Genomic DNA, 10,153 nt, shown 5'->3' with positions numbered 1-10,153 from the left:
TCTTCCGCACGTGATCCACGGCCTGGCGTCTCCTCGGCGGGCTCAGAAGTTTCCCTTCGCGGCTTCCTTCAGGATCGCGTTGTCCAGCGCCTGGTCCGTCCGAAGGCCGCCGTACTCCTTGCGCCATCGATAGTACGTCTGCTCGGTCACGCCGAGCTTCCGGCACACCTCGCCAGTCTTCTTGCCACGTCCGAGTTCAACCTCGGCCTCGCGCAGCTTCGCGATGATCTGCGCCGCGTCGTGTCGCTTGCTTGCCGTCTCGATCCCTCCTTCTCCGACCGGCCTTCTCTAACATTCGGGCCGGACCGGTTTTCGGGGGGAGGGTCAACCCGGCGGAGCGTAGGGTAGTCAGTCCACGAAGACCCGAGCGATCGAGCCAGGCAGAGCCGCGACGTAGAAGTCGCGCTCGAAGCCGGGACAAAGAAACATGCCCATCGTCGCGACCGAGCCGATACCGGCACGACCGCGTTCCTCGCCGGTCTCGACGTCGATCACGACAGCTTCACTCTGGCCGCCCGCGTCGGCCGCCCGAGCGTCCTCGACTACCAGTTCGCCCGTGTCCGCATGCAGCATCATCTGCACGTTGTTTCGAAACTCTTTTCGCCAGATCTCATGCAGCGCCCCGGGCCCTTCATAGCGCAACCCGACGACCCCTCCGTTCGAGCCATCGTAAACGACGAGGATGCGGCGATCGGGATCGTAGAGAGGCGGGCCAGGGCTGAACGGGCCGGGGCGACCGATCACGTCTACGACGTCCCTCTCCGCAGCATTCGCGAGTGAGAAGCGAAAGGCCCGCTGTGGCGCGGACGCACCACCTCGCCACATGGGCGGGCGGCCCATGTCCATCAGCCACACGCTGTCGGAGCCGATGGAGGTGTCCCAGCCATCGGCCTGATCTTCTCCCGCGACGACGTAGCTGGCACGCCAGCTGGGGTCGATCGCCAGTCGTCCCGCCTCGTAGCGAAGACGGAAGACCTCCGACGCACTCGTCGTGTAGATGAACTCGCCCGCATCGGTGCGATCCGCCGAGAAGCGACCCATGCAGGATTCGTCGAGGACGAACGCCTCGCAGGTAGGCTCGAGCCCCTCGGGTTCGAGCACACTGAAATGACACGGCTCTTCGGGGCGGTGCCCTAGGTTCTTCATGACAAGGTGGCCGTCGGACATCACGAGCAATCCGTTGTAAGGCCCGTCCACCGGCAGTTCGCGCTCCGCGATCACTTCGCACGCCGCGTTCAGCCGGTGACAAAAGCGACCGTTGACCATGTAGAGGTCGCCATTCTCGTGTGCGACGACCGCGCCGCACCAGAGATGGCCGCCGCTCGGCAGCGCCGGGGATCTTGCGATTGTTTCGAGGCTCGTCGGATCGATGCGCTCGAGCCACCCCATCGAGTCTCCATCTCTCCGCACGTACGGGGGGAACTCCCCGCGTCGCAGGCCGGCACCTCCCTGCACGTAGAGCTCGCCAGGACCACGTTGGACGAACATGACGGGCCACCCCCCGGTGTCGCGAGTCGTCGAGGCCAAGCGCTCCCGGGGCTGCACGTTCGGGCCCGGGGATCCCACGATCTTCTGCCGCCGAGATCCACCGCATTCTACAGGCCAAGCGGAAGGGTAGTAGCCGGGTTGGTTGCTCTGGTAGTCGAGTCGGGTCACGCCGTCGTCCCTATCATGCTGCTTGGCATACGAGACACTGCTCGTCGCCGAAGAAGTAGGGCGCGCTGCTGGCTGAAGAGCCCGGTGCCGGGTCCGAAAGTGAACGAAGGCACCGTCTCGGGGATCGTGAGCGCGCTCGACTGAAGCGAAGCGTCGGCCTACGACGGAAGGGCGACGTCGTCGATGTCGAGCTGTCGCAGCGAAGCTCGGCGGTCACTTCGCGCTGCGGCGCTCGTCGATCCGACGTCGCAGGGCCTCCAGATCGACGCGTCGCGGAACCTCGCGCTCGACGATGTCAGTGAGGATCTCCGAAGACGGACGAAGCGCCCGCCGGGAAAGCTCGCGCTCGAGCACCAGAGGCCAGACCGCTGTCTTCACGTCCGCCGGAAGCACTTGGTCGAGGTACTCGAGACCGGTACCCCGTTGCGCGGCGCCATCCTCCGCCAATGCGTCGAGGGCGAGGCGCAGAGGCTCGCGATCGAGCACGCACAGGAGAAGATGGAACACGTGCGCGAGCCCTTCTTCGATGCGAAGCTCTTCGCGCTCGGCCAGCGCCGATCCCGAGGCGAGCTGACCACGAAGGGCCTGACGCCGATCCCGGCGGAGACGACAATCCTCCGCCGCCCTCGTCACGACACTCCACAGCATGTCGGAGAGCACTTCGACCTTCCCGTTGACGCGCAGCACGGCGAGGAGTCCGACGGCACCGCGGAATCGCATCTCGAAAGAATCGTCGAGCAGCAGTCGTGCGAACCCGTCCGCAGTACGTTGAGTGGGCACCGCACGCAGGACGTCGCAGACGCGCCGCCGCGTCTGCAGCGGGCTCCGTGGGCTCAGCAAGGCGTCGAGCAGAAGTCCCGTGTGCGCGGGCGCCACGCGAACGAGAAAGGGAGTGACGACGTGAGCCGTACGGTCGTCCGCCAGAAGGGCAATGGAATGAGGAAGGACGGGAGCTTGCAGTGGCTGCGCGCGACGCAGCGCCGCGGTGATCCGTTCGATATCCGTAGTGCGCAGCGCCTCGATGGTCTCGACGAAGCGATCGGCCTCCGAAGTCCGGGAGGCCTCGGGCGAGCGAGGCACGCGGCCGTTCGTTCGCGCGGGCGCAGTTCTCCGCGCAGCGGGGTGCGGGGCCGCTTCCCGACGAAGGCGTGCCAGCGCCTCGCCAAGCTCGGGCGCGTCACGACCGCGTGCCTCGAGGCTCCGCATGACGTTCGCCCGATCGATGACGGCGATGGATTCGGCGACCACCTCGGCCGTCGAAGGATCTACCGCCCCGACGTCTTCGGGCGCGAGCGTCCCTCGACGCAAGCTGGACTCCAAGGTTTCCACGTACCCGCGCTGCAGGGCGCGGGTCGCAAACAACGCGACGAGGGCCACGCCGACTCCGGTCACCAGGAGGACCTGTGTCGCAATGTCGGGCACCATCCCGAGGACGAAGAAGGCGAAGCCCCCGCCCAAGGCCGCGCCGATCTTGTCGGCGCCTACGTCGATCAGCGTCTTGGTCGGACGCTTCTTGGCCGGAGACAGGGGCGTGTACAGCAGCTCATAGCCCGAACGGTACAGCGAACTCTCGACGACCGCGGTTCCTCCGCGCATCACGACCGCAGAGAGCAGACCCGGGACAAATAGAGCAAAGACGCCGAGTCCGGCGGCCGCCCCGGGCAGCAGGGCGACACTCACGCCCAAGCCGAGGACCCGAACGGACCGGTTGGCGAAGAGCGTGTGCAAAACGAAGGTCGCGACCGAAACGCTGAGATAGAAGAGTGCGAAGAACGACACGAGCTCGGCGTCGGAGGTGAAGGTTGCCGCCGCCTGCGACTTGAACACGTAGTCGTACGCCGCTGCCGCGAACGCGCACAGGGCGACGAGCCCGAAGAGCTGTCGTAGGTACGGCGTCTCTTCGAGGATCGACACGGCCGAGACGGACGGGCCGGCGACCGGACGATTGCTCCCTCCGATGCTGCTCGCTCCGAGCGCGCAGAGGAGGTTCAGCCCGCCCAAGCCGAGGATCATCGTCGGAACCGGCAACAGCGATGCCCCCTGCCAGGCCGCCAGGCCGCCGATCACACCGCCGAAGGTCGCGCCCCCTGCCACCCGCGCCACGACCCGCTTGGCGGTGTGCGGATCAAACCGCTCGTTCACGACCGACCAAAACGTCGAGACGACGACCGCACCAAAGCTCGTCGTGTGGAGAAACAAAGCCGCCGCCGCAACCCGCGGGAGCCGATCGGAGAGCGCCCACTCCAAGACGAACAACACGCCGTTCAAGGCGAACAGCCCGGGCAGGATGCGTGAAGGCCCGACACTCCTAAAGAGGCGTCCGGCCGCGAGCACCAAACCGACGGACAACAAGGACGCCGTGGCCATGACCAAGGGCAGCGAGCTGGCTTCGTAGTGCGACAAGAAGAAACCATCGCGGAGCGCCTTGCCCGCGAGTTGCTGAGCGATCATGACCATGGAGACACCCATGGAAGCCCATACGGCACCGCGTGTACTCGACCCGGACGGAATCATCCCCGCAAAACCCCGAGCCTCATCGGTGGTTCGAAGCGCCAACGGTGATCTCGATCGCAGAAGCCAGGATCGAGCTTTGTTCCTCGTCGCCGCTCGAGACGTCGGCCTTGATCGACTCGCCGAACTCCTCCCACCAGAGCTTCGCCTCGGCCTGCGACCATGCACCGACCTCACATGCGCGGAGCATCTCGGCCAGCTCCACCGCGCTTGCCGGCCGGTCCGCCGGATCCTTGGACAGAGAAGCGAGGATGACCGTCTCCAGATCGCGCGGCAAATCTCGACCCAGGCGTTCGGACGGTAGCTCGGGCTCTTCCGTGAGATGTCGTTCGAACACTTCGAGCATCGGACCACTCGAGAACACCGCGGTCCCGGTCAGCAGAAAGTAGCCCACCGCCCCCAGAGCGTAGAGGTCCGACTGTGCGGTCACGGTATCCGGCGAGAGGATTGCTTCGGGTGCGATGTACATGGGCGTCCCTGCAAGACGGTCCGGGTCGGCCAACCCCTGGCCAAGGTCGCGCACCAGCCCGAAGTCGAGCATCTTCACACTGTCCGACTCCGCGCCGCGTTCCGTCAGCATGATGTTCCGAGGCTTCACGTCCCGATGCAGAAGTCCTTGCGCATGAGCCTCACCCAGCGAACCGCAACATTGCAGGAGGATGTGCACGACACGCGCCGGATCGACTGGTCCCGTGCGATCGACGAGCGACTGCAAGGTAAAGCCGTCGACATACTCCATCGCGTAGTAGAAGACGCCCTCGGGCGTCCGCCCATAGTCGAAGATCTCGATCGTGTTTGGGTGCGTCAGCTGGCAGGTGAGCTGGACCTCGCGGCGGAATCGCGTCTGAGCGCCGATGTCCTCGGCGCTGTCCGCGCGCAGGAGCTTAATCGCCGTCGGGCGCCGCAGCATCGCGTGGTGGGCGAGGAACACCTCTCCCATGCCGCCGCTACCGAGGCGGGCATCGATCACGTATTGCCCGAGCTTCCTGGCGCGATCGACGACGTGCTTCATCTCACGTCGCAGACGAATCGAAACGAAAAGGGACCCGGCCGACAACAGACCCATCAGCAGCGACAGCGCGATCACGCCGTAGCTCGCGCGGGTAAGCCGGGCGGCTGCCTCGGCCGAGGAACGAGCCTGCTCGGACGCGATCTCGGCGGCGAGGGCCTTGACGCGCGAAACCAGCGGAAGGGCATCTTCCGAGAAGAGCCGCTGCGCTACGTTCCAGCGTGGGGAGAGTCGGATCGCGACGACCTCGGAGACCTGCAAGCGATAGGCGCGAAACTCCCGGACCGAGAAGCGGGTCAGGTCGAGCGCGTCGCCATGGATCGCCACCGGAGCGTCCTCGACGATCCGGCCGGCGAGCCCGCGGGCCGTTTCGAGCAGCCGCGCAACCTCGTGCTCACGCGCGGCACTGGCACGGGCCAGCAGCTCCCCGAGTGCGAGATCCGCCTCCGTAAAGGCGGCCCGGAACCGTGCGAGGTCGACCAGCAGGCGCACCCGAGCGGGATCGGACTCGAGCATGCCCACCATCTCGACCACGTCGCGAAGGGCGAGGAGAAGGCTGCGCCGCAGGGGCTCCAGCCGTCGCTCGTACTCCACTCGCGCCGGCTCGTTGCCCGGGCGACGCGCGACGTCTTCGATGAGCCACTGAATGCGCTCGAGCTCCCGCAGGTCTCGTTGGAGCACGCCCACCTGCTCGAGAAGCTTCGTATCGTCCGCTTCTTCCGCGAGCCGTTGTAGCTCCATGATGCCGGGGGCGAGGCGCTCCTCCCAGACCAGCGCTCTCTCCGCCATCGCGCCCCGCTCCCCATAGGCGACCCAACCGCGGAGCGCGGCAAGGGACCGATTGACGGCGGACCGCATCTGTAGAGAAGCCCGCGCGGCCGGTGCCGTGACCTGACTCTGATGTTCGAGAGAGACCCGGAACCAGACGGTGAAGGCGAGCGTAGCGCACGCGGTCACGAGACCGATCGCCGCGACGCGCCCGCTCGACCCGAGCAAGACTTCGGTGATGCGCGTGCCCGCTCGCGAGCGAAGACGCCTCAGCGAAGTGGCGCTCTCAGCTTGGGTCGCCATGGACTCCTAGCCGTCGCCGGCCGCGGGCGAGGCCTGCTCCCGTGCGTTCGTCACCGCGGCGATCTGCTCCAAAATGAGCTCCAACAGGCCGGCGCGCTGGTAGACGTGTGCAGGGAACCGCCAACCGGGGTCGTAGGCCCTTGGCGGCACGGATACACCCGGGAACTGCCCGTGGAGATGCACTAGTTCCTCGCCGAGCAGCGCCGCCAGGTCGCTCACGTCGCTCGGTGTCACGAGCGCCAACGACGTCGGAGCGGACTCGAACCGGAGAGTCTTCTGGCCTTTTTGCTCAGCGATACCCCGCACCAGATCGAAGCATCGACGCATGCGTGTGTACACGTCGGCCGGGGTCTTATTCGGTTCGAAGGCAGGCTCGGCCGGCGTCCTCGGGCCGCCCGGCAGAGAGGCGAGCAGTGCGGATCCGTAGTGCACCGACTCGGTCACCAGCCGGTAGACGTCGCGAGGAGACGTCTGTTGGCGCGTCAGCTGATCGACCTCCGTTCCGGCCGCCACGACACCGTTGAATACCGCACTCGGTTCGGTGGAGTCCGGGAGCTTTTGCTCGGCCACCGGGTCGTCTATCCCCAGCTCCTCCTTCACGAGAAGAATCGAGGCAAGCGCCGAGTCGACGACCGCGTAGACATCAGCGGGCCGTGCGTCCTGCTGGAGTGGCACGGTGTCGGGACGCACGACGCGCACCTGCTCGAAGGCGAGTTGGTGCGCTCGCCGTTCGAGATTCAGCGCTTGGGAATAAACCTCGCGCGGCGCGGCTCCCTCGACCTCGAGGAGTGGGACGCTGGAGCGCGGCTTGCCCATGTAACGCCTAATCAGATCGACGTTGCCCCTCACCAGCTCGGCTCGCGCCAGGACGTCGGCCGGCAGGATCGACGCCGGATCGGAAAGGCGCCGGCCGCTGACCGGCGGGGGGGTCGAGAGAGCGACGCTCTCCTGCGCCCGGGCTTCCACCCACGTCAGCACTGCTACAAGCCCGACCAAGATCGCCAACATTCGGTTCTTCATTCCCATCCCCGAAAGGAGAGGTACGGGACGGCCGATCTCCGCGCCATCGCCGCTACCGGGAGGGCTCGGAAGAGACGGCGCTACGAGACGGAGCCTCTCGAGACGGCCGACGCTCAGTCCCCTGAACATCCGAGAGCCCCTCGCGTATGGAACACTCGTTCGAGAATGGCAAAGCGGAAGCGTTCGAGACTCCCCAGTCCTTTTTCCCGGCCGACCGGCGACGCGACGATCGGCGTACGGCCTACGTGTGGCTCCACGGCAGGGCTACGTGGATCCGGCACGCGAGGCGCTCGTGTTCGAGGAGACGTTCGCTGCGCCGGACGGGTTGGGGTTCGGAGGCGGGCCGGGCGCGGCAGAAGTCACTGGCGAGTTCCGCGACTTCATCGAACAACCGGCCAGCGTCTCGGATAGACATCGATCTCGCGGTGGAATCGTCCCGGACACGAACGATCGGCAACAACCCCCCGACATCCAGCTTGGGAAGCTGGACGTCAGCGATGACCCGCGGTCGCCCGGCGGCTTCGCCGCGGCCGCTTCGGGTCCGAAAACGGCAGCCGGATCGAGGCTTCTGCGATCGTTCCGCCGAGCAGCGTTTCGTTCAGCTCAGGTCCCTGGCCATTGTGTCACCTTTCAAAACCGGGGGACGGCTCACGCCGCCCCCCGGAATCAAAGGGTCAAAGGACAAAGGGTCCAATCATCAAGTCACGGGCCGCCGCGTACGGCACGAACGTAGATGACGCCGTCCTTGAAGACGCTGCCGACGCCGCCATTGAGGAAGTACACGTCCCACGCGAAGCTCGGGAAGCCCGCGTTGGTAGAGGACGACCAGTAGAACGACGAGACGGTCTCGCCCGGAATCGTCGTACAGGCACCGCTCCCACCGCCACAAGACCCCGCGCTCAGGTCCACGATTCCCCCCGTGGCCGTGCCGGAGTCCGAACGCCCCGACAGCTCCTCAATGGTCGGCAGTCGCCAGTCGCAGTGTCCCGCGAAGCAGGCCGCGCCCCCGCCCGAGACGTCATTCAACCCGTCGATGAACACCGTCTTCGCCGTGCCGTCGAAGTCCCAGGGAGAGTTCGTTGACCAAGTGTACTTGTCGTCCACGTCGTGGATCGTCCCGTCGTCGGTCTTCATCTCCCACACGAGACCGGACGAGCACTGCGTCGCCGTGCCGTCGCCGTTCTCACTCCACACCAACGACGGATCGGCAACGCACGGGTCGGCCGGCACCGGGCAGCCCTCCGACGTCGGCTTGTCGACCCGGAACGAAACCGCTCCGCGATTGCGCACCCGGCCGTCGGCGCCGTACTGCACGCAGTACCGGTCGCCGCCGCCGATCGTCAGCAGCGCGTACGCGTCCGTGCCGTCGTCGGGCGGCACCACGTCGACCGTGCCCTTCTGGCCGTCGATCACGGCTCGGATGCTGAACTTCCCGCCTCGCGACCGCCGGATGTGCGCCTTGGTCACCGCACCGTTCGTGCCCTTCGGGTCGCGGTACGTGAACCGCGAGCCACCGTCGCGCTCGCGCCACCCCGACGCCGGCAGGTTGAACGTCTGGCTGGTCGCGTTCGTCCCGTTCGCGATGATCTCCAGCGTCGCCCCGTCGACTGCCGGATCCCCCACGATCGTATGCGACGAGCCGCGCTCCTTTGCATGGAAGCCCACCTGCCGCGCCTGCGGGTCACTTCCCCCCGTCGCGTCCCTCACCCAGAACGACTTGCCGAGGACCGCCTGGTCGGTCGTGGACGGTGGGTCGCCGAGCTTGGCCGCAAACGCATCGCCGTCGCCCGAATACGCCCGCTCCGGGCTGCCCCAGGTGGCGTGGCTGTTCCCGCCCACGTAGACGCTGCCGCTCGCGTCCATCGCGATGGCTGAGGCCGTGTCGTATCCGCTGCCGCCCAGGAAGGTGTTCCAGAGGAGCGTGCCCGAGGCGTCGAGCTTGGCCGCAAACCCATCGCCGTCGCCCGAATACGCCCGCACCGGGCTGCCCCAGGTGGCCTCGCTGTACCCGCCCACGTAGACGTTGCCGCTCGCGTCCACCGCGATGGCCAAGGCCCCGTCGAATCCGCTGCCGCCCAGGAAGGTGTTCCAGACGAGCGTAGGGTCGATCACCAGCGGCAGGTCGGTGCGGTAGTCGCCCACCGCGAAGCCCACCAGGTCGCTCTCCAGCGCCGCGAACGCCACCTCCACCGGCCGGCGCGTGCCGTCGATATCCTGCCACGCGATCGGCGCGCTCTCGGTCAGTACCCCGGTCTCGAAACCAAGTTGCAATTCACCCGCCGCGGTCAACTCGACCGGGCGGTTGTAGCGCAGGCGGATCGCGCCCGGGTCGGCGCCGGGCGCCACCGTCCAGGTGCTGCGCGCGATCGCGCCCGCGGGCGCGTCGTATTCCACGTCGACTCCCGGCCACACCCCCTGGTACGACACCCGCTCCAGCGCCGGCGCCGCACCGCCGAGTGCACCCGCCATGGCCGCGCCGGCCGGCTCGTCCGGCTCGCCCGCCGCGCCCGCGTCCGGCGCGCCTTCGAAACGCACGCGCAACGCGTAGGTGCCGTTCGACGTGAAGTAGCCCCCGTCCTCGAAGCCCAGCGCGTGGCCCGCCGAGGTAAACTGCTGCAACCCGCCCGCGCCCGGGTCCGACGCCGCCGAAAGCGCCCGGCCGGGCCACACGCTCAGACACAACAGGATCGCGAGGGAGGAAAATGCCGAGAGAGCGAAAAAACGGAGGAGGGACTTCTGAGGCATCGGGGGCTCCTGGGTTCGGTGCCGGCAACTCCCAAGAGACTTCGCTCAGGAAGAGCGACGCTTTTGGAAACCTCAGGACATGCAGACAAGACTCGAAGTACTATGGAGGAGCCATGAGTGGGCCACATGCGGTCCCGCGGG

Annotated in this window: 6 protein-coding genes and 1 pseudogene; all 7 read right to left on the bottom strand. The window is 67.0% G+C overall.

Going from position 1 to position 10,153, the window contains the following annotated elements; all coding sequences use genetic code 11:
- Nucleotides 1-264, bottom strand: a pseudogene (locus P8R42_24160) (transposase).
- 84 nt (nt 265-348) lie between these two features.
- The gene (locus P8R42_24155; GenBank protein MDG2307691.1) at nt 349-1,656 is read right to left on the bottom strand and encodes a hypothetical protein; all 1,308 of its coding nucleotides are present in this window, start codon (nt 1,654-1,656) and stop codon (nt 349-351) included.
- 213 nt (nt 1,657-1,869) lie between these two features.
- Complete coding sequence (locus tag P8R42_24150) at nt 1,870-4,125, bottom strand: hypothetical protein (GenBank protein MDG2307690.1); 2,256 nt, start codon at nt 4,123-4,125, stop codon at nt 1,870-1,872.
- A gap of 64 nt (nt 4,126-4,189) precedes the next feature.
- A complete protein-coding gene (locus P8R42_24145; GenBank protein ID MDG2307689.1) occupies nt 4,190-6,247 on the bottom strand; it encodes a serine/threonine-protein kinase in 2,058 nt (685 codons plus the stop codon).
- A 6-nt stretch (nt 6,248-6,253) separates the two neighbouring features.
- The gene (locus P8R42_24140) at nt 6,254-7,267 is read right to left on the bottom strand and encodes a hypothetical protein (GenBank protein MDG2307688.1); all 1,014 of its coding nucleotides are present in this window, start codon (nt 7,265-7,267) and stop codon (nt 6,254-6,256) included.
- A gap of 241 nt (nt 7,268-7,508) precedes the next feature.
- Entirely contained in the window at nt 7,509-7,682 is a 174-nt protein-coding gene (locus P8R42_24135) for a hypothetical protein (protein ID MDG2307687.1), read from the bottom strand.
- Between the two features lie 287 nt (nt 7,683-7,969).
- On the bottom strand, nt 7,970-10,012 hold the full coding sequence (locus P8R42_24130; GenBank protein ID MDG2307686.1) for a DUF1566 domain-containing protein: 2,043 nt from the start codon (nt 10,010-10,012) through the stop codon (nt 7,970-7,972).
- Nucleotides 10,013-10,153: the final 141 nt, after the last annotated feature.

It is taken from the genome of Candidatus Binatia bacterium, from assembly GCA_029243485.1.
Classification (GTDB): domain Bacteria; phylum Desulfobacterota; class Binatia; order UBA12015; family UBA12015; genus VGTG01.
Note: the sequence above shows the minus strand (reverse complement) of the source record. Positions and strands in the feature narration are given on the sequence as shown.

Bases quoted from the DNA above. Each gene is read 5' to 3' on its own strand.
- P8R42_24145 (MDG2307689.1), bottom strand. From the start codon at position 6,247: ATGGCGACCCAAGCTGAGAGCGCCACTTCGCTGAGGCGTCTTCGCTCG.
- P8R42_24150 (MDG2307690.1), bottom strand. From the start codon at position 4,125: ATGGGTGTCTCCATGGTCATGATCGCTCAGCAACTCGCGGGCAAGGCG.
- P8R42_24130 (MDG2307686.1), bottom strand. From the start codon at position 10,012: ATGCCTCAGAAGTCCCTCCTCCGTTTTTTCGCTCTCTCGGCATTTTCC.
- P8R42_24135 (MDG2307687.1), bottom strand. From the start codon at position 7,682: ATGTCTATCCGAGACGCTGGCCGGTTGTTCGATGAAGTCGCGGAACTC.
- P8R42_24140 (MDG2307688.1), bottom strand. From the start codon at position 7,267: ATGAAGAACCGAATGTTGGCGATCTTGGTCGGGCTTGTAGCAGTGCTG.